Raw genomic sequence first — 25,035 nt, forward strand, 5'->3', positions numbered from 1 at the left:
GTCGCAGGTTGCGGGCATGATGCTGACAGGTCGGTTCATGCGGCTTCTCCGGTCAGGACGTTGTCGGGGATCATCCCGCCATCGGCCCATTTCTTTCCGCGCTCGGTTAGTTCCGCGTAGGCGGGCGTCCCGAACTCCGGACCGGTGTAGTCGTCGTTCCTGCCGACGTTCGAGTAGAAGCGGCCGATGAGCTCGCGAGCGTCGTCTGAGCTAAGAACGCGCCACTCGGCTTGAGTGCGGTCGCTTGGCGTTTTGCCCGTGAGGTGTATGTAGAGGTCGGAGAGAAGCCACCATTGGGCTTCTGTTATCCCCAGGTCGCTGAACTCGAATGCGTCGTTTTCGACGCTAAGAGTCTTCTTAATTGGATCTTCTTGTAATGGTTCTTCTTCCCCAGTCACCGTGACACCACCCCACCGGTCACCCTGAAAGGGGGGTACTGTCACCGTGGAACCACCCCAGTCACTGTGACCGCCATTCGAAACGTCATCGTGCGGTTCGGGCGGCAAGTTATCCACAGGGTCGTCCTCGATGAACTTGACCGGCGGCCGCTTCGGCAACGCAACCTGATACAGATTCGAGTCGTTCCGCGAGTCTCCGATCATCCGCCGCGTCACGGTCACGAGGCCCTTATCTACCAAGCGCTTGCGGGTACGGCGGACCGTGCTCTCCGACATCCGCGCTTCCTTGGCCAGGAGGCTGACGCTCGGGAAGCAGATCCCTTTCGAGTTCGCGCGGCTCAACATCGCGATGTACAGCAGCAATTCGTTGCCGTCGAGCCACTCACTCTCCCGGATCAGCCAGTGCGGAAGCTTCGTGAACAGATCGGACATCGTCACCTCCTCTTGTCCGCTGCCGGCTCGCTGCGTTCCGCTCACGTGCTTCGTGGAACTCCCTCATGCGTCTCTGGAACGCGCTCTCCTTCTTCTGATTCGTCATGTCGTCCCCTTCCCCAGGGTCTGTGTCCAGTTGAAATGCACGATGCCCCTCATCGCGGGGGAAGAGGGGCACCGTGTTTAGCGCTCGACGCGGTCGAAGCTCAGCCCGCCCGCGCGGATCAGCTCGGCTTCGAGTAGGTCGTCCGCGATGGCGAACAAGTCCGGACGAAAGTTGCGTGACTGCATCTCGGTCGTCGTCACGGCAGCAACCCGTCGTAGACGCTTTCGCAAAGCGGGCACACGCTTGCGGTCGTATCCGCTGCGGAACCATCGCCGTGCGATGACGGGACGAAGCTCTGTCCACAAAGGGCACGAGCCGCTTCGCCGGTAACCACGCCTGCGAGGATCGCCGACTTGCGCACCCAGTGATTCACGACATCGGTTCGTGTGTCAGTTGGGGTCGGACGCGTGACCGTCAAGGCGCTCACTGCTCCCGCTCCCGAAGTGCTTCCTCCGTCGCCGCGTCGCGCTTCAACAACCTCGGTTCGCCTTTCAACAACAACGCGGCGGCAACGAGGTCTTCTGCCACGTCCATCGCCCAACGCGCCACGTCCGGGTCTTGGTCGGCGCGAAGTTCGTCGCGAATGTAGATGTTGGGTACCCCGTTGTCGTAGAGCTCGACGCGGCCGTCCGGGTGGAGGCGTCCGCCGCCATAGAGCTCGACGTCCCGGATCGTCCGAGAGAAGGAGAACACGGTTCCCTCCACCTCGTCTTCGATGTCCAGGAACTCGAGCTCCTCCGTCCACGAGGGCGCCGCTGCGGACACCTCCGGATGCCCCCGTAGGTAGGCGGCCGAGTATTCTTCCCAGCCCGGATCGCGGCGGGTGGGGGGCGGAGCTGCCGCTGTACTCTCCGCCCCCACTTCCAACAAGGTGCGGTCGGTGCGCGAATCTGCGATACTGGTGCTACCAGTCATTTCGAATCTCCTTCGTTTGACTACTAGGCTCAGATCCGGTTGCCCCCGGTCTGGGCCTTTCTTTCTTGGTCAGACTGCGACGCGCATGTCAGTGCGCGTGTGAACGTTCTCGTCGAGATGAGCGAGAACGTCAGACCGGCGGTATCGGACCTTGCCGCCGAGCTTGATAAAGCGCGGGCCCCGCCCGAGATAGCGATCGTTTGCCAGCGCGGCCGTCGAAACTTGCAGATACTCAGCAAGTTGCTCAGGCGTAAGCAGCTCATCCATGAGCGCTCCTTTCATGAGTCGTCGAATTGAGCTTCACCGGACGGTGAGCTCGAGGTCTTTCCTTGTCCGCATCTCGCGATCACCACGCCTGCCAAACGACCAGTGCGAACGAGTACCCAATGCGGCTCTGTTTAGTTGCTGTCTCGCCGTGTGCGCCCTGTGGCTCAGGGGGCCGGCGAGAGATTGAGTTGTAGTGAGCCAGGCATGCTCACTTGGCTCACAAGTGAGACTACATGATGTGAGCCATGCGTGCAAGAGCCAGTCAGGCATGCCCAACTCGATTTGGGGGATACTGGGACGATGACGTCCGTGAAGATGACATCGGCCCCGCTCGACCTCGGTGAAGACCTGTGGGTCGCCAGCAGTTTTCGGGCGACGACGGCGATCGACGACAGCGCAGCCACGGTTGATCTGGATGTGGTGTTCAACCAGGAAGTCGGCAGGTACCAGGTCGATCAGGTGACGGTCCACCGGGGCGGCACCGATGCTGAAGAGATCACCGGCGCAGTGCTCCGCGAGATTCGGCTACAGGAGACCGTCCAGAAGGCCGGCCTGGGAGTGGTTTGGTTTGCAAACCCGCAGCTGGGCATGATCGCGAACATGTGGGGGCTGAACTTCATGCGGCGTATCGAGCCCATAGACGGTCGCGCACAGCCCGAGCATGTCGGCACAGCTGCGCGAATCTACCGCATCGCTTCGATCGTTGGCCTTCCCCCGCTTAGGACCGTCGCCGAGAAACTGGGGGTCAGCCAGAGCACCGCCACACGATTGATCTCGAAAGCTCGCGAGCTTGGCCATGTTCTGAGCGCTCGTGCACCCGGCGTGTCTGCCGTGAGCGCTACGGATCACTCAGCCTTCGAGTCGCTCACCATTCCCTCTGGTCATGACCTTCCCGACGTCTGGGTCGAACTACTGACGGATCGAGAGGGAACAGTGACCGTGACCGTCAATGGACGACCCATTGAAGGCAACTTTGCATCGAGAGAGGCTGCCCTCGAGGCGATCCGAGCAGGACAAGAGAAGTTCATCCTCGTTTATGGCGAGCAGCCAGTCTCGATCGGAACCTCGTATGGCCACGATTGAGGAGTACACGGCTGGCGGCAAGACGCTTTACCGGGTGCGATATCGGACGCCGGATCGGAAGCAGACGTCAAAGCGCGGCTTCAAGACGAAACGCGATGCGCGTGAGTTCATGCACAGCATCGAGTCGTCGAAGAGCATGGGCACGTTCGTCGACCCAGCGGAGAGCAAGGTCACGATCGGCGTTCTGGGGGCCGCGTGGCTTTCCGGCCAGTCTCACCTCAAACCGTCATCGTTGAGGCCCGTAGAGAGCGCATGGCGGCTCTACGTCGAGCCGCACTGGGGCGCCCGCAGTATTGGCACGCTCAAGCACAGCGAGGTACAGGCTTGGGTGACGAAACTGACCGCCGATCTATCGCCCACGTCCGTGCTGCGCATCTATGGCGTGCTCGCTGGGATCCTCGACGTCGCCGTCAAGGACAGGCGATTGCCCTCGAATCCGGCCCGCGGTGTGAACCTGCCGCGCAAGACGGCAATGCGCAAGACGTATCTGACGCACGAGCAGGTGGCGCGCCTTGCTGCTGCCGCCGGTCGAAACGCGTTGGTGGTCGAGGTACTGGCATACACCGGCCTGCGTTGGGGCGAGGCGACCGGGCTTCGAGTGCGTGACGTCGATGTCGTGCAGCGCCGATTGAATGTGCATGAGAACGCCGTGATGGTCGGTTCTACGGTGCATGTGGGCACGCCGAAGACGCACGCTTCTCGGTCGGTACCCTATCCGGCGTTTCTAGCTGACGAGCTCTCGAAGGTGGTGGCGTCACGCCCGTCTCAGGAGTCGATCGTGTTCGGGGACGGGTTCGATCACATGCGCCTGCCGAACTCGCGTGACGGCTGGTTTGCGGCCTCAGTGAAGCGAGTGCAGGCCCTCGATCCGAGCTTCCCGAAGGTCACTCCCCACAGCCTCCGCCACACCGCTGCTTCACTGGCGATCTCCGCCGGCGCGAACGTCAAGGCAGTCCAGCGGATGCTTGGCCACGCGTCTGCGGCCATGACCCTGGACGTGTACAGCGACCTATTCGACGACGACCTAAACGCCGTAGCGGACGCGCTAGATCAGGCACGCTCCCGAGTGAATGTGTCCACAAACGTGTCCAACGACTGAATCCCGGGCACAGAAAAGCCCCGCGATCCCAGTGTTTCCAACGGGATGCGGGGCTTCTATTCTGGCGGTGACGGTGGGATTTGAACCCACGGTAGGGGGTTACCCTACACAACTTTTCGAGAGTTGCACCTTCGGCCGCTCGGACACGTCACCGCGGATCAGTTTACGACACACGGGGCGGCCGCGCGAATCGAGCGGTCACCAGGCCGCGGCGACCGCGGCGTGCGTGCGGAGGATGCCCTCGGTCGAGCCGGCGGGTGCGCGACCGATGCCGCACTCGGTGGCGACGCCGAACGCCGGCACGTACGGGGCCGCTGCGGCGATCCGTCGACGCGCGCCCTCCTCACCGTCCTCCCGGTGCACGAGGCCGAGGTACAGCTCGTCCACGGGCTCGAGCTGTGCGAGCGGGGCGAAGTAGGCCGCGTCGTCGTGGGCGATCGGCACCGGGAGGTGCAGCCACGTGAGCGGTCGGGAGCTCGCGGCGGCCACGGCGTTCGCGTAGCGCACGAGGTTCCCGGCGTCGGACGGCTCGAAGAAGTGCTTCTCCCCCGCGTCGCCGTAGCAGAGGTGCACCCCCACCTCGACGTCGGCGGGCACCGCGTCGACGAGGGCGGCGAGGCGCGACACCAGCCCGTCGAACGGATCGCCCGGCCACCACGCCTCCATGACCGCGCCGTAGCCCGACGCGCGTTCGATGATGCCCATCTCGCTGGCCACGTCCCACTGCACGGCGAGGTCGTGGTGCGGGATCCCGGCGAGGATCTCATCGAGCTCGCGCAGGATGGCCGCGGTGTACACCGGCTCGATCGCCGCGCGGTCGTCGCCGTGGAAGAACGAGGAGATCACGGCGAGCGGCGTGGGCAGCGACACCTGGAACCGGGTGCCCGGCGCCACGGCACCCTCCTCGCGGAGCCGGGTGAACAGGGCGTACGACTCGAGAGCGGCCTCGGCATACCCGAGCGGGGGCAGCTCGATGCGCGCGGGGTCGACGCCCTCGGCGAGGCGGAGCCCCCGCGCGTCGATGCCGGCCGGGAACGGGATGGGCTCGTCGCCGATCCGCTCGATGCCGTCGGCCCGGCCGATCACGTCGGGCTGGAACATGATCCAGTGGAACCGCTTGCCGACCTCGCCGTCGGGGAGGCGGCGCAGGCGGTCGCCCAGCAGCTCCGCCGCCGTGCGCATCGTGGTCTCGGCGTCGTCGTAGTTCACACTGCCCACGAGAAGGGCACCCTGGGGCTGCGTCATCGCCCCAGGATATCGGTGGGGTGCAGCGTGACCGCCCGCGCCTTTTGCCCGGTCGTGGCGCCCGGCACCTCCGCACCAGCCGGTTAGGATTGCCTAAGAACCCGCCGTCTTGGGGTGGCATCGACGGGAAGGACAGCAGCATGGCATTCATCACCTCGGAGGCTCTCGCCGACACCGGCTACGTCGTCCTCGACGACGACACGAGCCCCATCGATCCCGCCGAGTGGCGCGACCTGGAGTACGTCGGCTGGCGCTCGTCCGGCATCACCCGCTTCGCCCCGCTCACCAGCTACGCGGGCGACATCGACTGCAACGGCTTCTGGAACCGCACGCCTCCCCGCACCGACAAGGACGGCGTGTGGATCGACGCGCAGGTCGCGATCGCGCCGACGCTGCAGAGCCGGGCGCTGGAGCCGGGCGCGGGCATCGGCCGGTGCCGCGTGATCGAGCTGCAGCCCAACGACTACGCCGACGCGATCTACAACCTGCACCAGGACGACAACAACCGGCTCAACGAACCGGGCACGGGCTGGGTGGTGCGCGGCTACGTCAACCTCACCGACGACACGGAGTCGATGCTCATCCTCCGTTCCGACCGCTTCGACCCCGCGACCGAGGTGCGTCTGCCCCTGCACGCCGGCTCCCGCATCGTGATCGACACGCAGCGGTTCTGGCACGCCGTGTGGCACCGCGGCACGGCCCCGCGGTACGCCCTCATCACGTCGTGGACCAGCGGCCCCGAGCTCGACGCCTACATCGCCGCGCACCACGGAGACCCGCACCCGCCCACCGTCGAGCTCGACCCGCGCCTGGTCGAGGCCGCGCAGGTGGAGATGCACCGCCGCATCGAGGAGCGCCGCCGCGCGTTCGAGGCGCAGGGCATCGTGATGGAGCCGCCCGTCGACATGAGCGTCTGACCAGGGGCCCCACCGCCGCGCCGGTCGCGCGACGCCTCAGAGCGTGCGACCGCCGTCGAGCCGCACCACCCGGTCCACCGTTCCCGCGGGAGGATCCACGTGCGAGATCAGCAGCACCGTCTGGTCGCCCGCGGCGTCGAGCAGGTCGCGCAGCAGGGCGTCCGAGGCGTCGGGGTCCACGCCAGCGGTCGGCTCGTCGAGCACCAGCACCGGGAACCCCCGGAGCAGCGCGCGGGCGAGGGCGATGCGCTGCGCCTGGCCGCCCGACACCAGCGCCCCGCGGTCGCCCACCCTGGCGTCGAGGCCCCCGCGCTCGCGCGCCCACGCCCCGAGCCCCACGCGGTCGAGCGCGTCGAGGAGCTTCGCGTCGGTCGCGGTGTCCCTGGCGAACAGGAGGTTCTGCCGCAGATCCTCGTCGAACAGCTGCGGGTGCTGCTCGCACAGGCCGATCGTGCGGCGCAGCGCCGGACCCGACAGTGCCGCGGCGTCGCGCCCGTCGATGCGGTACTCCCCTGTCACGCGGAGGAACCCGACCAGCGCGGCCGCGAGCGAGCTCTTGCCCGCACCGCTCGGACCGGTCACGAGCACGCGCTCCCCGGGCCGGAGGTCGAGGTCGACGCCGCGCAGTGCCGGAACCCCTCCGGGCCACTGCGCCGCGACCCCCCGGAGCGTGAGCCGCGGTGTGCCGTCGAACGCGACATCCTCCCCCGCGTCCGTCCGCAGCTCCGACGGCATGCGCTCCGGCAGCACGTCCACGATGCGCTCGGCGCTCGCCCGCACGCTGCGCCACGAGGCCGCGGCGATCGGCACGGCCCCGAACACCTCGAACACCACCATCGGCACGAGCACCGCGACCGCGAGCCACGGCGCATCGATCGCCCCGGTCGCGAGTCCCGGCGCGGCCGCCGCGAGCGCCCACACCGACGCAGCCCCCGCCACGAGCGACACGGTGCCCGCGGCGACGGCCTGGGCGACCGAGGCCCTGCTCACGACCCGGCGCAGGGCGGCGTCGGCCACCCGGATGCGCTCGCGCGCCTGGCCCTCCGCCCCGTAGGCGAGCAGCACGTCGAGACTGCCGAGGTAGTCGACCAGTGCCGCCGACACCTCGGCGCGACGGGCAGACACGGCCGACTCGGCCCGGGAGCCGAACACCCACCCGAGCCCGATCGCGGCGAGCGCGGCGACGACCAGGCACACGGCGAGGGTCAGCGCGGCCGCGGGCGACACGAAGGCGAGGAACCCCACAGCCCCCACGGCGACGAGCGCCGACACCGCGAGCGGCTGCACCACCCGCAACGGCAGGTTCTGCAGATTCTCCACGTCGTCGACGAGCGCCGCGAGCACCTGTCCCCGGTCGGTCGCGCCGAGCCCCGCGGGAGAGAGCGGGATGAGGCGGCGCACCAGGTCGGAGCGCGTCGAGGCCAGCTGCCGCAGCGCCGCATCGTGCCCGCTGAGCCGCTCGAGGTAGCGGGTCACGGCGCGGGTCACGGCGAAGAACCGCACCCCGACCACGGCCACCGACAGCGGCACGAGCGAGTCCACGATCGAGGCGCTCACGATCAGCCAGCCGCTCACCGCGAGCAGGCTCACGGCCGCGCCCGCCGACAGCACGCCCCAGATCAGGCCGGGCAGGAACCGCGCGACGGGCGGCTGCGCCAGGCGGAGCACCTCGCGCACCCGCCGGGCCCTGGTGGTCTCGCTCATGCGCTCACCCCCAGGGCGACCACGCGGTCGGCGATGTCGCGCGCCGACCGGCGGTGGGAGACCAGCACCACGGTCGCTCCGGCGTCCGCCCGCGCGCGCAGCGAGGACCACAGCCGCTCCTCCGTGGCGGGGTCGAGCGCGCTGGAGGGTTCGTCGAGCGCGAGTACGGCGTGCGGCATCCCCGCCTGGCGGTAGAGCGCCCGCGCCACCGCGACCCGCTGCGCCTGCCCGCCCGACAGTCCGCTGCCCTGCACGCCGAGCTCTCGCGCGGGGTCGATCCCTTCGGCGCAGGCGGCGTCGAGCGCCCTCCGCACCCGCTCGGCATCGGGCTCCGGGTCGCCGAGGGCGACGTTGTCCGCCACCGTGCCGCGGATGAGCCCGGGCGACTGGCCCGCCCACGCCAGCCACTCCGACGACGCGAGGCCGCGGACGTCACGCCCGGACCACGTCGCCTCGCCCGCGAACGGCACCGCGCCCCGCAGGGCCGCCAGCAGACTCGACTTGCCCGCGCCGCTCGGCCCCTCGATGAGGGTGATGGTGCCGCGCTCGGCGGTGAACGACACGGGCGGCAGGTCGCGCACGCGCAGCTGCTCCACGACGAGGGCCCCGTCCGTGCGGGTTCGCGACTCCGGAGAACGGACGGCGGCTGCGCCGCGGACCGCGCCGGAGGCGCTCACCGCGGCAGGCGCTCCCGAGTCGTGTACGCCGGAGCCGTCGCCCCGCGCCTCGTCGAGCACCGCGAACACGTCCTCGGTCGCGGCGACCCCCTCCGCCGCCGCGTGGAACTGCACGCCCACCTGCCGGATGGGGAGGAAGGCCTCGGGCGCCAGCAGCAGCACGAACAGCCCGACCTCGAGCGTGAGCTCGCCCGACAGCAGCCGGAACCCCACCGCGACCGCGATGAGCGCCACCGCCAGCGACGACAGCAGCTCCATGGAGAAGCCCGACAGGAACGAGAACCGCAGCACCTTCATGGTCTCGCGACGGTAGTCGTCGGCGGTGGCCTCGATGCGGTCGGCCGCCCGGGCGTCGCGGCCGAACAGGCGCAGCGTCGACAGTCCCTGCACGGTGTCGGCGAACCGGGCGGCCAGTCGCTGCAGCGTCTGCCACTGCCGCTTCTGCACGGTGCGGGTGGCGATGCCGATCAGGATGAGGAAGAGCGGGATGAGCGGCAGGGTGATGAGGGCCGTGAGCCCGCTCGGCCAGTCCTGCCACCACATGACCGCGACCAGCACGGGTGTCGCGATCGCTGTGAGCACCAGCTGCGGGATGTACCGGGCGAAGTAGGCGTCGAGCGCCTCCAGCCCGTGCCCCGCGGTCACCGCGAGCGCCGTCTGGTTCCGCTGCGCCAGCCACCCCGGCCCGAGGCGCCCGACGGCCGCCACGAGCGCGGACCGCAGCTGCATGCCCGTGCGCGCGGCCGCCCGTGTGCCCGCGGCGTCGGACGCGGCGATCAGCAGCCCGCGCACCAGGGCCGTCGCGAGCAGCGTGAGCAGCACCACGGTGACGTCTCGGCCGGCGATCGCTCCCGTGATGGCCTCGGTCAGCAGCCAGGCGAACGCGATCGTGACCGCGGTCTGGGCGACGCCGATCACCGCGGAGGCCGCGAGGTACCCACGGGCGGCGGCCGCGTAGCGCAGCAGTCTCGGGTCGACGGGTTTCATGCGGGGGCGATCATCGGGGGCGGGGCAGGGTCACGCGTGGGCCGGCGCCCCCTCGATCGAGCTGCGGGTGACGCGCTTGCGGAACACCCAGTATGTCCAGGTCTGGTACGCGATGACGAGCGGCAGCGCGATCAGCGCGGTCCAGGTCATGATCTGCAGCGTGTACGGGGTGCTCGACGCGTTCGCGATCGTCAGGCTGAACGCCGGGTCGATGGTCGACGGCATGACGAACGGGAACAGCGCGGCGAACAGCATCACCACGGCCGTCAGCACCGTGACGATGCCCGCGGTGAAGGCCTGGCCGTCTCGGCCCCGCAGCGACAGCACGATCGCGGCGATGAGCGACACCGCGGCGATGGCACCGGCACCCGCGACCAGCCACAGCAGCGGCGCCTCGCGCCCTGCGGCGAGGAAGTACGTCCACAGCACGGTCGCGGCGGCGGCGATCACGGTGGGCACGGCTGCGCGGGCGGCGAGCTTCCGGGCGTCGGCGTGCACCTGCCCGTCGGTCTTGAGCGCCACGAACAGCACGCCGTGCAGGAAGAACAGCAGCAGGGTGGTCACGCCGACCAGCAGCGCGTACGGGTTGAGCAGCGAGAAGAAGCCGCCGACGTAGATGTGGTTCTCGTCGATCGCGACGCCCTGCACGATGTTGCCGAAGGCGACGCCCCACAGCAGCGCGGGCACGACCGAGCCGATCACGATCATCCGGTCGAAGCCCTGCTTCCACTTCCTGCTCTCGCGCTGGTGGCGGTACTCGAACGAGACGCCGCGCAGGATGAGCGCGAGCAGGATGAGCAGCAGCGGCAGGTAGAACCCGCTGAAGAGGGTGGCGTACCACTCGGGGAACGACGCGAACAGCGAGGCACCGGCCACGATGACCCACGTCTCGTTGAGGTCCCACACCGGGCCGATCGTGTTGATGACCTGCCGGCGGGAGACGTCGTCCTTGCCGAGGAACGGCAGCGACATGCCGACGCCGAAGTCGAATCCGTCGAGCACGAAGTACCCCACGAAGAGGAAGGCGACGATCCAGAACCAGAGCGTTGCGAGATCCATGATGCTCCTTCCTCTCAGTACACGACCGACGGCAGCTGAGCCGTCTCCTCATGGGGCTGTTCATCGGTGTCCGGCCCCTTCTGGGCGGCCTTCACGATCAACCGCACCTCGACCACCGCGAGGGCGGCGTAGATCGCGGTGAAGGCGATCAGCGAGATGAGCACCTCGACACCGCTGACACCGGGCGAGACGCCGTCTCGCGTGGACATCAGCCCGAACACGATCCACGGCTGCCGACCCATCTCGGTGAACACCCAGCCCATGATGTTGGCGGCGAGCGCGAGCGGGAACGACCAGATCGCGACCTTCCACATCCACGGGGCGACCGGCTTCTTGGCGTTCTTGCGGGTGACCCAGAGGCCGGCGACCGCGACGAGGGCGGCGGCCATGCCGAGGCCGATCATCCAGCGGAACGACCAGTACGTGACCCACAGGATCGGGGCGAAGTCGGTCAGGCCCGTGGCGGCGTAGGTCTGGGCGTACTCGGCGTTGAGGTCGTTGATGCCGTGCACGCACGCGTCGAGCGTGTGCGTCGACAGCAGCGACAGCAGGTACGGGACGCGGATGGAGAACAGCTCGGAGCTGCCGTCCGGCGTGCCGAGCGTGAACAGGCTGAAGGAGGCGTCCGGTCCGCACACGGTGTTGAACGTCGCCTCGGCGGCGGCCATCTTCATGGGTTGCGCGGCGTACATCGCCAGGCCCAGCTGGTCGCCGGTGAGCACCACGCCCGCGGTGGAGAAGATCATGGCCCACAGCCCGAACTTGAGGGAGACGCGCATGGTGTCGAAGTGCTGGCCCCGCGCCAGGTGCCAGGCCGAGACCGAGATGACGACACCGGCGGCGAACATGAGCGCGCCGAAGATGGTGTGCGGGAAGGCGGCGAGCGCCACCGGGTTGGTCAGCAGCGCCCAGAAGTCGGTGAGCTCGGCACGGTTGGTCGCCTCGTTGAACGTGTAGCCGACCGGGTTCTGCATGAACGCGTTCGCCGCGATGATGAAGTACGCCGACAGGATGCTGCCGATCGAGACGCACCAGATGGTCGCGAGGTGCAGCTTCTGCGGCAGCTTGTCCCAGCCGAAGATCCACAGGCCGATGAAGGTCGCCTCGAAGAAGAAGGCGAGGAGACCCTCGAAGGCCAGCGGGGCTCCGAACACGTCGCCGACGAAGCGGGAGTAGTCCGACCAGTTCATGCCGAACTGGAACTCCTGCACGATGCCGGTGACCACGCCCATGGCGAAGTTGATCAGGAAGATCTTGCCGAAGAAGCGGGTGAGGTGGAGGTACTGCACCTTGCCGGTGCGCACCCACGCCGTCTGGAAGATCGCGGCCACCAGGGCCATGCCGATCGTCAGCGGCACGAAGAGGTAGTGGTAGACGGTCGTCAGCCCGAACTGCCATCGGGACAGGACGAGCGGATCAAGCCATTCCATGCGCGACTCCTCTTCTGTCGGACTGCTGCGTCGTGGTGTCGCGCAGCTGCACGGTGCACTCCGATGGGCTCTGAGCGTCGCGCACGCACGCGGCGACGAGCGGTCCCCCGGCCTCGGTCAGCACGCTCTGCATGAGGCCCAGGTGCACCTGGCACAGGAGCGGGCGGTCTTCGGGACGGCCGGCGGCGTGCGGGCACGGGCTCAGGTCGACCGTCAGCACGCGGTCGTCGACGACCGGTTCGAAGCCGCTCTCCTCCAGGTGCTCGACCAGGGCGTCGAGCTGGTGCACGGCGTCACGGCCGAGGGCGCTCGGGGCCGCGGAGGGCACCACGCTGCGCAGCAGGTCGCCGCGACGGGCCGCCGCCTTGGCCTTGTCCCTGGCGACCGGGCTCGATGCGTCGGACGCACCGGTCGCGGCGCGGTAAAGCGTGCGCGGGCGGCCGCGGGTGGTGCGGTGCTCCACCTCGGGGATCACGTAGCCGCCCTCGATGAGGCGCTGCAGGTGCTCGCGGACGGTGTTGGCGTGCAGGCCGGTGGCCTCGCACAGTTCCCCGATCGTGAGGTGCCGGGACGCACCGGTCACCCCCGCCTCGAAGAGCAGATGCAGGATGCGCACCCGGGAGTAGCTCGAGATCGGTCCGCAGACGGACCCGCCGTTGGACATGTCTCCATTATTCTGGCGATCCACACCCCTGTTGGGGCACCGGGCCGTGAATAATCACCCGCGCGATAGGGATGTCTGATCCCGCCGATAGCCTGGGGGCATGGCCACCCGGAAACCCGCTCCCCCTGCGTACGTGTGCACGGAGTGCGGGTGGACGACGGCGAAATGGGTCGGCCGCTGCGGCGAGTGCCAGCAGTGGGGAACCGTGCAGGAGCAGGCCGCCCAGACCGGCATCCTCCGACGCGTGAACGCCCTCGCACCCACCGCCGATCGCGCCGCCCGACCGATCACGCAGATCACGACACAGGATGCACCCCGGCGCACGAGCGGGGTCGGCGAGTTCGACCGCGTGCTGGGCGGCGGCATCGTGCCCGGCGCCGCCATCCTGCTCAGCGGCGAGCCGGGCGTCGGCAAGTCCACGCTGCTGCTCGAGGTCGCCGCGCAGGCGGCACGTGCCGGGCGGCGGGTGCTGTACGCGAGCGCCGAGGAGTCCCCCGCTCAGGTGCGGCTGCGCGCCGAGCGCACCGGCGCGCTGCACGACGAGCTGTACCTGGCGAGCGAGACCGACCTCGCCACGATCCTCGGTCACATCGACGAGGTGCAGCCGCAGCTCGTGATCGTCGACTCCGTGCAGACGGTGTCGTCGTCACTGACCGACGGCGCGGCAGGACAGCCCAGCCAGGTGCGCGAGGTCGCCGCGACCCTCATCCGCGTCGCCAAGGAGCGGGACCTGCCGATCATCATCGTCGGTCACGTCACGAAAGACGGGCAGGTCGCCGGCCCCCGCGTGCTGGAGCACCTGGTCGACGTGGTGTGCCACTTCGAGGGCGACCGGCAGACGTCGCTGCGCTTCATCCGCGCGCTCAAGAACCGCTTCGGGCCGACCGACGAGGTGGGGTGCTTCGAGATGACCGGCGACGGCATCGCCGAGGTGCCCGATCCGTCCGGGCTCTTCCTGTCTCAGGGGGCGTCCGAGCCCGGCACGTGCGTCGCGATCTCGCTGGAGGGCCGCCGCGCGCTGCCGGTGGAGGTGCAGGCGCTCACGGTGCCCAGCAACGCCCCGAACCCCCGGCGCATCGTGCACGGGCTCGACGCGTCGCGCGTCGCGATGGTGCTGGCCATCCTGGAGCGCCGGGCCGGGGTGCCCACGGGCAGCCTCGACGTGTACGTCTCCACGGTGGGCGGCGTGCGGTTCACCGAGCCCGCGGCCGACCTCGCGATCGCGATCGCGGTGGCGGGGTCCATCCAGATGATCTCGGTGCCGCGCACGGTCGCCGCGGTGGGCGAGCTCAGCCTGGCGGGCGAGGTGCGGCCGGTCACGCAGGCCGCGCAGCGCCGGACGGAGGCGGCGCGGCTGGGCTACGAGCAGGTGGTCGACGACCGGTCGAAAACGCTGCGCGCCGCCCTGGGCGACATCCGCTCGCGGAACGCGGCCCGGCGTCCCGACCGCGACATCCCGCCGTTCTGAGCCGCGGCGCCGCGATCAGGCGTCGAGCGCCTTGAGCAGCTCGACCGGATCCGCCTGCATGGGATGGGGACCGGCGATGTCGAGGAACACGGTCGTGATGGGGTGGGCGGAGAGGAACCGCCGCAGCCAGGCCGCGTCGTAGATGCCCACACCGGGCGGCAGGTTGGCCGGCTTGTTCTTCGCGTCGCTGAAGAGCAGCAGCGCCAGGTCGCCCGTGTTCGGGTCGCGGTACGTCCACACCTCGCCGCCGTCGAGCGGGTTGTCGCGCGCACCGGGCTTGATGAGCGGGACGACGGTCGTGCCGTGCCGCAGGGCCAGGGCGACCGCGGCCACGTCCTGCTTCTCCAGGGCCACCGCCAGCGCCTCGGACCGGAAGTCCTCGGGTGCGGGCTTCTTCTTGCCGGACTTCGCCTTCTTCGCAGCCATGTCTCCAGCTTAGGCATCGACACGACGAGCGCGGCTCCACGGCGACCTCCGGCCGGCGCGGGAAAAAGATTGGGGCCCTCTCGAGTCCTCCATTGGGGACTGGGGTACTCGAGAGGGCCCTCGGACTCTCGAGCGGCGGTGTCGAAGCGCTGGGGACGCTGTAGTTCGACGCCACTGGGGATGGCTTATGCCGCATAGGCGGAGAGTCATGTCTATGGTATCCCAAAGAACGACTCGTGTCAGCACAAGAGGCCCTCCGACGCGAAGGTCGCCGCAATTCGGATCGGTTGCCGCAGCAGACGAAGCAATCCGAAGCCGCACGGCCGGATCGCCCGCAAAGCCGTAGCGTGCGATCAGTAGAGCAGGAACTGCGCCGTCGTGGCGCTGGGGAAGCCGCCGATCGACACGGCCACATGGTACGACGCGCCGCCACCGGGCGCCCGCTGCCGGTTCTCCTGCGCGCACGTCTCCACGCTCGACCGGGTGCGGTCCCACACCACGGGCTCCTTGCTCACCACGGTCGATCCGGCGGTGAGCGTCGCGATCATGCTGCTCGGGTTCTCCTGGCAGTCCGTCGACCGCCACCACACGTCCGCGCCGCTCGACACCGTGAACACCTGGGTGCTCGACCCCACGTCGATCGTGCAGTCCGTGGTGCCCTTGTTCGTCAGCGAGATCGACAGGCGCGGGGTGACGCCCGCCGCGTAGGTGTCGGCGTCGGTGACAGCCGTGACCTCGATGTCCTTCGCCTGGCAGGCCACGACAGCGGGCGTCTCGGAGGCGCTCGGAGTGGGCGCCGGGCTCGCGGAACCCGTGGGCGGCGGCGTCGTCTCGGTCGTCGAGGAGGACGTCGCAGCCGGGGTCGCATCGGTCGCGGCGGCCCAGGGGCGCGCGACCAGCAGCCACACCGACACCCCGATCACCGCGAGGACCAGGATCAGCCCGAGCAGCACCACCAGACGCCGACGACGGTAGACGGCGGCGGAACGACGGGGCATGCTTCCAGGTTAAGCGATCGAGCCCCGCGATCCTGGGAGGCGTCGTGCGCCCGTCGGACCTCAGAGCACCTTGAGCATCCGGGTGTTGCCGAGCGTGTTCGGCTTGACGTGCGCCAGGTCGAGGAACTCCTCGACACCCGCGTCTCCACTGCGCAGCAGCTGCGAGTACACGTCGGGATCGACGACCTGCTCGCCGATGGGGGTGAAGCCGCGGCGGCCGAAGAAATCGACCTCGAACGTGAGGCAGAACAGGCGCGTCAGTCCGAGTGCGCGCGCGTTCTCCTCCAGGCGCTCGACGATCGCGCGACCGATGCCGTGGTGCAGCCAGTCGTCGCGCACGAGCAGGGTGCGCACCTCGCCGAGGTCCTCCCAGATCACGTGCAGGGCGCCGCAGCCGATCAGCTCGCCGTCGGCCTCCGCCACCACGAACTCCTGCACCGCGCCGTACAGCACCGCCAGGTCTTTGCCGAGCAGGATGCGCTGCTCCACGAGCGGCTGGAGCAGGTTGCGGATGCTGACGATATCGGCGCTGCGGGCGGGCCGGACGATGTAGTCGCTCACCCGACCAGCCTAGAACCGCACCCTCCGTGCGCCTCCCAGACACGAGGAAGGGGCGGATGCCGCAGCATCCGCCCCTTCACGTCCGGGCTCACGACCCGGGTGGGATCAGTCGTTGCCGGTGATCGCCAGGTCGGGCGTACCGGCGATGGCGCCGCCGCCGGTGTTGACACCGACCGCGACCTTCTCGCCGCGCGGACCGTGCTCGAACAGGAACTCCCCGTCCTTCGCGTCGACCTTCACGTGGTCGCCCGAGTCGAGCTCGCCGTGCAGGATCTTCTCCGACAGACGGTCCTCGATCTCGTGCTGCATCGCGCGACGCAGCGGCCGGGCGCCCAGAGCCGGGTCGAAGCCGATCTCGATCAGACGCTCCTTGGCGGCCTGCGACAGCTCGATCGTCATGTCGCGGTCGAGCAGACGCTCGCCGAGGCGCTTCGTGAACAGGTCCACGATCTGCACCAGCTCGTCCTTGCTCAGCTGCGGGAAGACGATGATGTCGTCGACACGGTTGAGGAACTCGGGCTTGAAGTGCCGCTTGAGCTCCTCGTTGACCTTGCCCTTCATCCGCTCGTAGCTGGTGGCGTTGTTGCCCTCGATCTGGAAGCCCACGGGGCCGCCGGCGATGTCGCGTGCACCGAGGTTGGTGGTCATGATGATGACCGTGTTCTTGAAGTCCACGATCCGACCCTGACCGTCGGTGAGGCGACCCTCCTCGAGGATCTGCAGCAGCGAGTTGAAGATGTCGGGGTGGGCCTTCTCGATCTCGTCGAACAGCACCACGCTGAACGGCTTGCGCCGCACCTTCTCGGTGAGCTGACCGCCCTCTTCGAAGCCGACGAACCCGGGAGGGGCACCGAACAGCCGCGAGACGGTGTGCTTCTCGCCGAACTCGCTCATGTCGAGCGAGATGAGCGCGGCCTCGTCGTCGAACAGGAACTCCGCGAGCGCCTTGGCAAGCTCCGTCTTTCCGACGCCCGTGGGGCCGGCGAAGATGAACGAACCGGAGGGGCGCTTCGGGTCCTTGAGGCCCGCACGCTGACGACGGATGGTCTTGGAGAGGGCCGCAATGGCCTCCTCCTGACCGATAACGCGCTGGTGCAGCGCCTTCTCCATGAAGACGAGTCGGCTGGACTCCTCCTCGGTCAGCTTGAACACGGGGATGCCCGTGGCCTGCGCGAGCACCTCGGCGATCAGGCCCTCGTCGACGACCGCCTGGGTCGCGACGTCGCCCGCACGCCACTGCTTCTCGAGGCGCAGCCGCTCGGCGAGCAGGCTCTTCTCCTCGTCGCGCAGCGACGCGGCCTTCTCGAAGTCCTGCTCCTCGGAGGCGAGCTCCTTCTGCTCGCGCACGGCGGCGATCTTCTCGTCGAACTCCCGCAGCTCGGGCGGGCTCGACAGGATCGACAGACGCAGGCGCGCGCCGGCCTCGTCGATCAGGTCGATCGCCTTGTCGGGGAGGAACCGGTCGGAGACGTAGCGGTCGGCGAGGTTCGCCGCGGCCACGATCGCGCCGTCGGTGATCTGCACCTTGTGGTGCGCCTCGTAGCGGTCGCGCAGCCCCTTGAGGATGTTGATCGCGTGCGGCAGCGTCGGCTCGTTCACCTGCACCGGCTGGAAGCGGCGCTCGAGAGCGGCGTCCTTCTCGAAGTGCTTGCGGTACTCGTCGAGCGTGGTGGCGCCGATCGTCTGGAGTTCACCGCGGGCGAGCAGCGGCTTGAGGATGCTCGCCGCGTCGATCGCGCCCTCGGCGGCACCCGCACCCACGAGGGTGTGGATCTCGTCGATGAAGACGATGATGTCGCCGCGCGTGCGGATCTCCTTGGTGACCTTCTTCAGGCGCTCCTCGAAGTCGCCGCGGTAGCGGGAACCGGCGATGAGAGAGCCGAGGTCGAGCGAGTAGAGCTGCTTGTCCTTCAGCGTCTCCGGCACATCGCCCTTGACGATCGCCTGCGCCAGGCCCTCGACGACGGCGGTCTTGCCGACGCCGGGCTCACCGATCAGGACGGGGTTGTTCTTGGAGCGGCGGGAGAGGATCTGCATGACCCGCTCCGCCTCCTTCTCGCGCCCGATCACCGGGTCGAGCTTGTTGTCGCGCGCGGCCTGGGTGAGGTTGCGACCGAACTGGTCGAGCACCGCGGAGCCACCCTGGGCGCCGGCGGGCGAGTCGTTGGTCTGCGCGCCGACCGACGCGGGCTCGCGCCCCGGAGCGCCGGACAGCAGCTGGATGACCTGCTGGCGCACCTTGTTGAGGTCGGCGCCGAGCTTGACCAGCACCTGGGCGGCCACGCCCTCGCCCTCACGGATGAGGCCGAGGAGGATGTGCTCGGTGCCGATGTAGTTGTGGCCGAGCTGCAGAGCCTCGCGGAGGCTGAGCTCGAGCACCTTCTTGGCGCGCGGCGTGAACGGGATGTGGCCGGTCGGCTGCTGCTGACCCTGGCCGATGATGTCCTGCACCTGCTCGCGCACGGCGTCGAGGGAGATGCCGAGCGACTCCAGCGCCTTGGCTGCGACGCCCTCGCCCTCGTGGATGAGGCCGAGCAGGATGTGCTCGGTGCCGATGTAGTTGTGGTTGAGCATCTTCGCCTCTTCTTGGGCGAGGACGACCACTCGACGGGCTCGGTCCGTGAATCTCTCGAACATGTTGACTCCTTATTCGCACGGGGCGAAGACGCATGAAGCGCTTGTACATCGAGAGTAACGACCAGGAATGCCGGGTATGCCCGTGTTCGCCGTGGGCATAGCGGGGGCTTGACCCGTTTATCGACAGTCGTTATGTTAACGAAAGTCGATAACCCCCCGATCTCCAGGAGGAGCCCATGCTCGCCACGGATAGACGACCCTCGCTCGCCGACGGCATCGCCCTCGGACTGATCGCGACCGGAGCCGTGAGCGTCGGAATCGGTGCGATCGTCGCCGTCGCCCAGGCCGCCGCCACCCTGTTCTCGCCGTCGCCGACGATCGCGATGCCCGTGCACGACGTCGACCTCACCGCCCTCGACGGCGTGGCCGGGATCGAGGGCGCCACCGTCGACTCCGCACTCGTCACCCTCACCGCGCCGCCCACCGCCGCCCGCTGGCTGCTGCTGCTGGAGACGGCGCTGCCCGCGCTCGCCACGGTCGCCCTGTGCGCGGTGGTCTGGTGGCTGGGAGTGTCCCTCATCCGCTCCCGCCCGTTCCGCGCCTCGCTCGGGTGGATGTTCGCGGTCGCCGCCTGCCTGCTGATGGCCGGCACGCTGCTCGGGCAGTTCGCCGGCGGCATCGGCCGGGCCGAGATCGTGAAGGATCTGGCCGCGACCGAACCCGGCGTCGAAGACGTGCTGTGGACGCTGCTCGTGCAGTTCGACCTGGCACCCGTGGGGTGGGCGTTCGCCCTGGCCCTCGTGGCGGGCGTGTTCGCCGTCGGCCGCCGCCTGCAGCGCGACACGGAGGGGCTGGTCTGATGATCACGTTCGGCTCGGAGGCCGTCTGGCCCTCGCTGCTCAACATTGCGATCGCCCTCGCCGTCGGCGCCGCCGTCGTCGCCCTCGTCGTCTGGAACAGCCGCCGGCGCGGCAGCCGCACGGTCACCCTCGATGCGGCGCTCACGCTGTCGGGATGGTGGGTGATCCTGTCGGCACTCGGCGCGATCGCGGTCGTCGTCAAGGCGTTCGCGGTCGACTGGGCGGAGCTGCACGGGCGGACCGTCGTCTTCCTCGACTGGCCCGCCGCCCTCCCCTGCTCCGAGTTCGGCGACGGTGCGCACACCGCCCTCACCTGCGGCGGCACGGAACTGACGGACTTCACCGTGGGCAACGCCTCGCTCGGACTCCGCCTCCTCGCCGCGGCGGCACAGCTCAGCAGCCTGGCGCTCGCCACGGTGCCCGCCGTGGTCCTCGCCCTCATCTGCTTCCACACGCTGCGCGGGCGCGCGTTCTCCCTGGTCGTGACCCGCGCCCTCGTCGGCGGCGCGGTCACGCTCGTGGTGCTCGGCGTGGCCTCCGACCTGTTGAACGGGATCGCCGCCACGGCGGGCCTGCGGGAGGCCCTCCCGATCGGCAGCCCGTGGTACCCCGCGGCGTATCAGCTCACCGTGACGCCGCTGCCGTTCGCCGCCGCGCTCGGCCTGCTCGCCCTCGCCGCCGTGTTCCGGCAGGGCATGCGCCTGGAGCAGCAGCGTGCCGCCCTGGAGAAGGAGACGGAGGGGCTGGTGTGAGCCCGGCCGAGAGCGACGAGGAGTTCACCGGCATCCACTGCCGCCTGGACGAGTTGCTCGCCGAGCGCGGCATGACCCTCACCGAGCTGAGCGCCGCGGTCGGCGTGAGCATCGTCAACCTGTCCGTGCTCAAGAACGACCGCGCCCGCGCGATCCGTTACTCCACGCTGCGGGCGATCTGCGAGGCGCTGGAGTGCGACGTGGGCGACCTGCTCGTGCTCGCGGCCCGCTGACGCGGAGCATGGATGCGCCTCCGCACGCAAGCCCCTTCTATGAATCTGCTGTGGCGCACTAGCGTCGTCCGCATGAAGAAGCCAGCACCCGCGGCCCGCCCGGCCGCCCGCCTCGCTGCCCTCGTGCCCGCCGTCGCGCTCGCCCTGTCCCTCGCCGCGTGCGGCGGACCGGCCCGCCCGTCGTCCGACGAGGTGGCCGAGGGGATCCAGAAGGTGTTCGCCGGCACGAGCCAGGAGCAGGCGATGACCGACGAGGCCGCCAGCTGCCTCGCCGACGCCCTGGTCGACTCCGAGCTGAGCGACGAGACGCTCACCTACATCGCCAACGGCGAAGACAAGCAGAAGGACGAAGCCGACAAGGCGCTCACGACGCAGATCATCACCGACAACCTGAACGAGTGCGTCGCGCCCTGACCCCCCGAACCCGGAGCATGACGGCTGCGGAGGGGCGGCCGTCATGCTTCGTCATATCCGCCCAGGGAATTCCCAGCCAGCTCTAGCGTTGAGCCTCATGGCGCGCATCCCGGCGCGCCGCGATCTCTGGAGTCCCCACCTCGATGAGCACCACCGCACGCGCCCAGAAGGCGCCAGACACCCGCGGGCCGGTCCGGAAGCTGCTGACCTCGTTCGGCTTCCAGATCATCGCCGCCCTCGTCCTCGGCATCGCCGCCGGCCTGATCGGCCGTCAGCTCGGCGCCACGGCCGAGAACCCCACCGGCCTGTCCGCCACGCTCGACACGATCGGCAGCTCCTACGTCACGCTGCTGCGCGCGGCGGTCGTCCCGCTGATCTTCACCGCGATCGTCGCGAGCATCTCCAACCTGCGCCGCGTGCAGAACGCGGCACGCCTGGCCGGTCAGACCATCCTGTGGTTCGCGATCACCGCGTTCATCGCCGTCATCATCGGCATCGGGCTCGGCCTCGTGATTCAGCCGGGCAACCGCGCCGGCGAGGGCCTCGAGCCCGGCGACCCCTACACGGTCGGCACGTGGTGGAACTTCCTCCTCGGCCTGATCCCCCAGAACTTCCTCGGCCTCACGGTCAGCACCTCCCCCGGCGCGACCGAGGGCTCGTTCACCTCCACGGTGGGCTTCAACATCCTGCAGGTGATCGTCGTCGCCGCGGTCGTCGGCATCGCCGCCCTCAAGGCGGGCAAGAAGGCCGAGCCGTTCCTCGTCTTCACCGAGTCGCTGCTCAAGGTCATCCAGCGCGTGCTGTGGTGGATCATCCGCATCGCCCCGATCGGCACGTTCGGCCTCATCGGCTCCGCCGTCATCAAGTACGGCTGGGAGAAGCTCGCGTCGCTCGGCTGGTTCGCCGCCGCGATCTACATCGGCCTCGCTCTCGTGCTGTTCGTGGTCTACCCGATCCTCGTGCGCACGCACGGCCTGTCGATAAAGCAGTACTTCTCGGGCGTCTGGCCCGCGGTGCAGCTCGCGTTCGTGAGCCGCTCCTCCATCGGAACGCTGCCGCTCACGGAGCGCGTGACCGAGCGCAACCTCGGCGTGCCCCGCTCGTACGCCTCGTTCGCGGTGCCGCTCGGCGCGACCACGAAGATGGACGGCTGCGCCGCGATCTACCCGGCCATCGCCGCGATCTTCGTCGCCCAGTTCTTCGGCATCGAGCTGAACTTCGTGCAGTACCTGCTGATCGTGATCGTCTCGGTCGTGGGCTCCGCCGCCACCGCCGGCACCACGGGCGCGGTCGTCATGCTCACGCTCACGCTGTCGACCCTGGGTCTGCCGCTCGAGGGCGTTGGCCTGCTGCTCGCGATCGACCCGATCCTCGACATGGGCCGCACCGCGGTCAACGTCGCGGGCCAGGCGCTGATCCCGACCATCGTCGCCAAGCGCGAGGGCATCCTCAACGAGGAGCTCTACAACGCGCCGCGCGAGGGCCTGCCGTTCGCCGACGACTCGGCCGACGACGACGCCCCCGAGGCCGACGCCGCCTCGGACACCGCGCCGGAGCCGGCCGGCGCCCGCTGACCCGTCACGCCGGAACGCCCCGTCTCCTCCGGGAGGCGGGGCGTTCTCGTGTGCGGGGCGCGGGGCGACCGCGTCAGACGCGGCCCTGCTGACGCGTGGCGCCGCGCGTGTCCATCGCCAGCTCCTCCGCATCCATCGCGGTCAGCAGCTCCCGCATGACCTCCTCGTCGAGGTTGCCCGCGTCGCGCTCGGCGACCAGGATCTCCCTCCGCACCTGCAACCACCCCTTCGACAGCGCGACCAGGTCGTCGAACGACGGACGGCTCGAGGTGTCCTCCACCCGCTGCGCCTCGTCGGTGTCCTTCTCCACCCTGGTCATGCGCTTCGTGAAGGCGTCGAACACGCTCAGGTCGACCGCACCGTGCTTCTGCTCCCACTCGACGCGCTTCTGCGCCAGGTACTCCTTGCCCGCCTCCCGGCTCTTGGCCTTGACCGCCTCGAGCGCGGCCTCGTCCTCCGCGTGCTCGGCGTCGCCCCGGATCCCGAGCCGCCGGATGAGCAGCGGCAGCGTCAGCCCCTGCAGCAGCAGCGTGCCCACCGTCACGATGAACGCCACGACGACGATCGCGTGCGAGGCCTCGGTGTCGAGCGTCGCGAGGTCGGCCGCGGCCACCGCGATCGCGAGCGTGACCACGCCGCGCATCCCCGCCCAGGAGATCACGGCGTTGTCCTTCCACGTGAGCTGGAGTCCGGCCATGCGCTCCCGCACGATCTGCGTGCGCAGCTCGTCCGCGCTGTACTGCCGCCAGCGCCGCGACCGCCGCCGACGCTCGTCGAACTCCCCCGAGGCGATCCCCCGGTCCATGCGCGCGAGCCGACGACGGTCCTGGAAGTTCGCCCACGCGCTGGTGGGGTAGATGTACAGGGGCCGCACGAGCAGCACCACCACCAGCACGGCGAGGGACAGCAGCAGGATGCGCCCCACGGACTCGCTGCTCAGGTCGCGGAGCACCCGCGGGAACTGCAGTCCGATGTACGCGAACACGAAGCTCTCCAGCAGCAGGTCGGCCGACAGCCACAGTGGCGCCTCCTGCTGCCTGGTCGTGTAGTCGGTGCGTGGGGCGTTGAACCCCACGTACAGTCCCATCGCCACGACCGCGAGCACACCGGAGCCCAGGAGGTGCTCGGCGATGCCGTACGCCCCGAACGGCGCGAGCAGCCCGAACGTGCCGATCACGACGGGGTCGCTGATGCGCATGCGCAGCTGGTGGAGCACGATCCCGAACACGAGCCCGACCGCGACGCCGACGCCCACGGCGACCAGGAACTGCCAGACCCCGTCCCACACCGTCAGGGTGGCCCCGGCGAGGATCGCCGCGAACACGCGGTACAGCGTGAGCGAGGTGGCGTCGTTGATGAGGCTCTCGCCCGACAGCACCGTCATGATGCGCCGCGGGAGCCCGAGACGGCGGCCGATCGCGGCGGCGGACACGGCATCGGGCGGTGCGACGATCGCCCCGAGCAGCAGCGCACCGGGGAGGGTCAGCGACGGCAGGATCCACCACGCCACGAGGCCGACCGCGAGCGCGGTGAGCAGGACGAGCCAGATGCCGAGCCGTCGGATCTGCGGCAGGCTGCGCTTGAACCCGACGAACGACACATCCAGCGCGGCGGAGTACAGCAGCGGCGGCAGCACCAGGCCGAGCAGCAGGTGCCCGTCGATGGGGAGGTCGGGCACGATCGGCAGGAACGAGGCGGCGAGCGCGACCACCGTCACCAGCAGCGGCGCCGGCCACCCGCGCCAGCGCGCGAACGCGGCCACGGCGACGGCTCCGACGAGGACGTAGAAGATCCCGGCTTCCATGGGGGAAGCGTAGCGTCGTCCGAGGACGGGTCAGCGGGTGGGGCGACGCCGCGCGGGCGTGCGGGCGGTCTCCGCGTCGAGCGCGTCGCGGAGTCCGGCGTTCTCATCCTGCAGGTCGAGCACGCGGGCGATGCCGGCGATGTTGAGCCCGTCGCCGCGGAGCTCGGCCGCGCGTCGCAGCCGCTCGATGTCGTCGTCGCTGTAGCGGCGCGTGCCGCCGTCGCTGCGGGCGGGGACGAGCAGCCCCTTGCTCTCGAAGAGGCGGATGGTCGCCTCCGGCAGGTCGACGAGCTGGGCAGCCACGGCGATGCCGTAGACGGGTGTGCGCGAGTCGCGTGCGGTCATCCTGACGTGTCCTCGGATCGGGGTTGCGAGATCGGTCATC

At 69.4% G+C, this 25,035-nt stretch carries 26 protein-coding genes and 1 tRNA gene; 9 read left to right on the top strand and 18 right to left on the bottom strand.

What is annotated here, in order from left to right:
• Positions 1-35: 35 nt before the first annotated feature.
• The 5 genes from KZC56_RS02210 to KZC56_RS02220 form a co-directional block, all read right to left on the bottom strand.
• Positions 36-830 carry a helix-turn-helix domain-containing protein gene (locus KZC56_RS02210; protein WP_247637764.1) on the bottom strand — a complete coding sequence of 265 codons (795 nt, stop codon included), beginning with the start codon at positions 828-830 and terminating at the stop codon, positions 36-38.
• A gap of 183 nt (positions 831-1,013) precedes the next feature.
• Positions 1,014-1,136: a hypothetical protein gene (locus KZC56_RS17620; protein ID WP_281733186.1), complete on the bottom strand. Its 123-nt coding sequence runs from the start codon at positions 1,134-1,136 to the stop codon at positions 1,014-1,016.
• Entirely contained in the window at positions 1,133-1,363 is a 231-nt protein-coding gene (locus KZC56_RS17850; RefSeq protein ID WP_372490539.1) for a DUF3039 domain-containing protein, read from the bottom strand. The genes KZC56_RS17620 and KZC56_RS17850 overlap by 4 nt, the downstream gene beginning before the upstream one ends.
• The gene (locus tag KZC56_RS02215) at positions 1,360-1,851 is read right to left on the bottom strand and encodes a hypothetical protein (protein ID WP_247637765.1); all 492 of its coding nucleotides are present in this window, start codon (positions 1,849-1,851) and stop codon (positions 1,360-1,362) included. The genes KZC56_RS17850 and KZC56_RS02215 overlap by 4 nt, the downstream gene beginning before the upstream one ends.
• A 69-nt stretch (positions 1,852-1,920) precedes the next feature.
• The gene (locus KZC56_RS02220; protein WP_247637766.1) at positions 1,921-2,118 is read right to left on the bottom strand and encodes a helix-turn-helix transcriptional regulator; all 198 of its coding nucleotides are present in this window, start codon (positions 2,116-2,118) and stop codon (positions 1,921-1,923) included.
• Positions 2,119-2,418: 300 nt separating this feature from the next.
• Here KZC56_RS02220 and KZC56_RS02225 point away from each other — a divergent pair, with 300 nt between their 5' ends.
• Together KZC56_RS02225 and KZC56_RS02230 are read left to right on the top strand one after the other, a co-directional pair.
• Positions 2,419-3,201 (top strand): hypothetical protein, encoded by a 783-nt coding sequence (locus KZC56_RS02225; RefSeq protein ID WP_247637767.1) that lies wholly within the window; start codon positions 2,419-2,421, stop codon positions 3,199-3,201.
• Positions 3,188-4,300: a site-specific integrase gene (locus KZC56_RS02230; protein WP_247637768.1), complete on the top strand. Its 1,113-nt coding sequence runs from the start codon at positions 3,188-3,190 to the stop codon at positions 4,298-4,300. Before KZC56_RS02225 ends, KZC56_RS02230 begins: the two co-directional genes overlap by 14 nt.
• Positions 4,301-4,362: 62 nt before the next feature.
• Here KZC56_RS02230 and KZC56_RS02235 read toward each other — a convergent pair.
• Together KZC56_RS02235 and KZC56_RS02240 are read right to left on the bottom strand one after the other, a co-directional pair.
• Positions 4,363-4,453: transfer RNA gene (locus KZC56_RS02235), tRNA-Ser, on the bottom strand.
• A 45-nt stretch (positions 4,454-4,498) separates the two neighbouring features.
• Positions 4,499-5,545 carry a hypothetical protein gene (locus KZC56_RS02240; RefSeq protein WP_136044461.1) on the bottom strand — a complete coding sequence of 349 codons (1,047 nt, stop codon included), beginning with the start codon at positions 5,543-5,545 and terminating at the stop codon, positions 4,499-4,501.
• 140 nt (positions 5,546-5,685) lie between these two features.
• Between KZC56_RS02240 and KZC56_RS02245 the strand changes: the two genes are divergently transcribed.
• Entirely contained in the window at positions 5,686-6,462 is a 777-nt protein-coding gene (locus KZC56_RS02245) for a hypothetical protein (RefSeq protein WP_136034697.1), read from the top strand.
• A 36-nt stretch (positions 6,463-6,498) separates the two neighbouring features.
• Here KZC56_RS02245 and cydC read toward each other — a convergent pair whose 3' ends face one another.
• Genes cydC through KZC56_RS02270 form a run of 5 tightly spaced genes read right to left on the bottom strand, consistent with a single transcriptional unit; the run spans position 6,499 to position 12,983 of the window.
• Positions 6,499-8,166, bottom strand: coding sequence for a thiol reductant ABC exporter subunit CydC (gene cydC, locus KZC56_RS02250; RefSeq protein ID WP_247637769.1), 1,668 nt, complete (start codon positions 8,164-8,166; stop codon positions 6,499-6,501).
• Positions 8,163-9,830, bottom strand: a complete 1,668-nt coding sequence (gene cydD, locus KZC56_RS02255) for a thiol reductant ABC exporter subunit CydD (RefSeq protein ID WP_247637770.1) — start codon at positions 9,828-9,830, stop codon at positions 8,163-8,165. Before cydD ends, cydC begins: the two co-directional genes overlap by 4 nt.
• Positions 9,831-9,860: 30 nt before the next feature.
• Positions 9,861-10,889 (bottom strand): cytochrome d ubiquinol oxidase subunit II, encoded by a 1,029-nt coding sequence (cydB, locus tag KZC56_RS02260; protein WP_136034691.1) that lies wholly within the window; start codon positions 10,887-10,889, stop codon positions 9,861-9,863.
• A 14-nt stretch (positions 10,890-10,903) separates the two neighbouring features.
• Entirely contained in the window at positions 10,904-12,319 is a 1,416-nt protein-coding gene (locus tag KZC56_RS02265; RefSeq protein WP_136034689.1) for a cytochrome ubiquinol oxidase subunit I, read from the bottom strand.
• Positions 12,306-12,983 carry a helix-turn-helix transcriptional regulator gene (locus tag KZC56_RS02270; RefSeq protein ID WP_247637771.1) on the bottom strand — a complete coding sequence of 226 codons (678 nt, stop codon included), beginning with the start codon at positions 12,981-12,983 and terminating at the stop codon, positions 12,306-12,308. Before KZC56_RS02270 ends, KZC56_RS02265 begins: the two co-directional genes overlap by 14 nt.
• A gap of 100 nt (positions 12,984-13,083) precedes the next feature.
• Between KZC56_RS02270 and radA the strand changes: the two genes are divergently transcribed.
• Complete coding sequence (gene radA / locus KZC56_RS02275; RefSeq protein ID WP_136034686.1) at positions 13,084-14,451, top strand: DNA repair protein RadA; 1,368 nt, start codon at positions 13,084-13,086, stop codon at positions 14,449-14,451.
• A gap of 15 nt (positions 14,452-14,466) precedes the next feature.
• Here radA and KZC56_RS02280 read toward each other — a convergent pair whose 3' ends face one another.
• The 4 genes from KZC56_RS02280 to KZC56_RS02295 form a co-directional block, all read right to left on the bottom strand.
• Positions 14,467-14,877, bottom strand: coding sequence for a dehydrogenase (locus tag KZC56_RS02280; protein ID WP_136034683.1), 411 nt, complete (start codon positions 14,875-14,877; stop codon positions 14,467-14,469).
• 353 nt (positions 14,878-15,230) lie between these two features.
• Complete coding sequence (locus tag KZC56_RS02285) at positions 15,231-15,875, bottom strand: hypothetical protein (protein ID WP_247637772.1); 645 nt, start codon at positions 15,873-15,875, stop codon at positions 15,231-15,233.
• Between the two features lie 60 nt (positions 15,876-15,935).
• The gene (locus tag KZC56_RS02290; RefSeq protein ID WP_136034679.1) at positions 15,936-16,436 is read right to left on the bottom strand and encodes an amino-acid N-acetyltransferase; all 501 of its coding nucleotides are present in this window, start codon (positions 16,434-16,436) and stop codon (positions 15,936-15,938) included.
• Between the two features lie 105 nt (positions 16,437-16,541).
• On the bottom strand, positions 16,542-19,073 hold the full coding sequence (locus KZC56_RS02295) for an ATP-dependent Clp protease ATP-binding subunit (protein WP_136034677.1): 2,532 nt from the start codon (positions 19,071-19,073) through the stop codon (positions 16,542-16,544).
• 176 nt (positions 19,074-19,249) lie between these two features.
• Here KZC56_RS02295 and KZC56_RS02300 point away from each other — a divergent pair, with 176 nt between their 5' ends.
• The 5 genes from KZC56_RS02300 to KZC56_RS02320 all read left to right on the top strand — a co-directional run bounded on the left by KZC56_RS02300 (position 19,250) and on the right by KZC56_RS02320 (position 22,846).
• Positions 19,250-19,873, top strand: coding sequence for a hypothetical protein (locus tag KZC56_RS02300; RefSeq protein ID WP_136034674.1), 624 nt, complete (start codon positions 19,250-19,252; stop codon positions 19,871-19,873).
• Positions 19,873-20,625, top strand: coding sequence for a hypothetical protein (locus KZC56_RS02305; RefSeq protein WP_247637773.1), 753 nt, complete (start codon positions 19,873-19,875; stop codon positions 20,623-20,625). Before KZC56_RS02300 ends, KZC56_RS02305 begins: the two co-directional genes overlap by 1 nt.
• Entirely contained in the window at positions 20,622-20,858 is a 237-nt protein-coding gene (locus tag KZC56_RS02310; RefSeq protein WP_136034669.1) for a helix-turn-helix domain-containing protein, read from the top strand. The genes KZC56_RS02305 and KZC56_RS02310 overlap by 4 nt, the downstream gene beginning before the upstream one ends.
• Positions 20,859-20,930: 72 nt before the next feature.
• Positions 20,931-21,272: a hypothetical protein gene (locus KZC56_RS02315; protein WP_136034667.1), complete on the top strand. Its 342-nt coding sequence runs from the start codon at positions 20,931-20,933 to the stop codon at positions 21,270-21,272.
• A 143-nt stretch (positions 21,273-21,415) separates the two neighbouring features.
• Positions 21,416-22,846 (top strand): dicarboxylate/amino acid:cation symporter, encoded by a 1,431-nt coding sequence (locus tag KZC56_RS02320; RefSeq protein ID WP_247637774.1) that lies wholly within the window; start codon positions 21,416-21,418, stop codon positions 22,844-22,846.
• A gap of 73 nt (positions 22,847-22,919) precedes the next feature.
• Here KZC56_RS02320 and KZC56_RS02325 read toward each other — a convergent pair whose 3' ends face one another.
• Positions 22,920-24,650: a cation:proton antiporter gene (locus KZC56_RS02325; protein ID WP_206252674.1), complete on the bottom strand. Its 1,731-nt coding sequence runs from the start codon at positions 24,648-24,650 to the stop codon at positions 22,920-22,922.
• 30 nt (positions 24,651-24,680) lie between these two features.
• Positions 24,681-24,995, bottom strand: a complete 315-nt coding sequence (locus KZC56_RS02330) for a MerR family transcriptional regulator (RefSeq protein ID WP_136034662.1) — start codon at positions 24,993-24,995, stop codon at positions 24,681-24,683.
• Between the last annotated feature and the right edge of the window lie 40 nt (positions 24,996-25,035).

The sequence above is a fragment of the Microbacterium sufflavum genome (assembly GCF_023091155.1).
Taxonomy (GTDB): domain Bacteria; phylum Actinomycetota; class Actinomycetes; order Actinomycetales; family Microbacteriaceae; genus Microbacterium; species Microbacterium sufflavum.